This window comes from Ensifer sp. NM-2 (genome assembly GCF_003024455.1).
Lineage (GTDB): Bacteria > Pseudomonadota > Alphaproteobacteria > Rhizobiales > Rhizobiaceae > Ensifer > Ensifer canadensis.
This window is the reverse complement of sequence record NZ_PVZR01000104.1, coordinates 1-575: the sequence shown is the minus strand read 5'-3', so window position 1 is coordinate 575 and position 575 is coordinate 1. Positions and strand designations below refer to the sequence as shown.

Below are 575 nucleotides of genomic sequence, written 5' to 3'. Positions count from 1 at the left end.
CGTGGTTGCGACACGTCCGGTGCCCAGGATTCCGATCTTCATGGGTTTGTCTCCTTCAGGTCGTGCGGTCGTCTGAGGGTTGCGCGGCGTGCGCCGAGAGGGTGGGCTATTCGATGGTGGATTCGGGCACGTGCATGCTGGGGCGGCTCCGGAAGTGACCGACCAGGGCGAGGATCACGCCGAGCGCAACCCAACCGGTGAGCGTCCACCACTGCTGTGCGCTGCTGGCGTCCGGGAAGTAGCTGAGGGTACGGATCAGGGTGCTCGAGGCGCCCGGCACGAGGAACTGGCCGATCGCCCCCCACGGGGCGGCGAGGAACTGCCACGGGACCGCGGCCGCGGAGAGCGGGATGCCGATGAAGATCGTGACCACTGCGCCGATACCCATGCCGACCCGGCCGAACAGGGAGGTGCAGCCGACGATGAACGCCGAGGTCGCGAGCATCGTCAATCCCATTGCGAGGGCGTTCAGCCAGAAGTCGCCCTGCAGGTAATGGAACCAGGTCTGCATGATGAACGCCAGGATCAACCCCGCAGCCACGGCGAAAGCACCGACCGCGGCAAGGCGGCGCACC

General features: G+C 67.0%; 1 protein-coding gene. It reads right to left on the bottom strand.

Annotated elements, in window-relative coordinates:
- Positions 1 to 106 precede the first annotated feature (106 nt).
- Positions 107 to 575, bottom strand: a 469-nt coding sequence (locus tag C6558_RS40215) for a hypothetical protein (RefSeq protein WP_199197138.1), incomplete at its 5' end; no start/stop codon positions are given.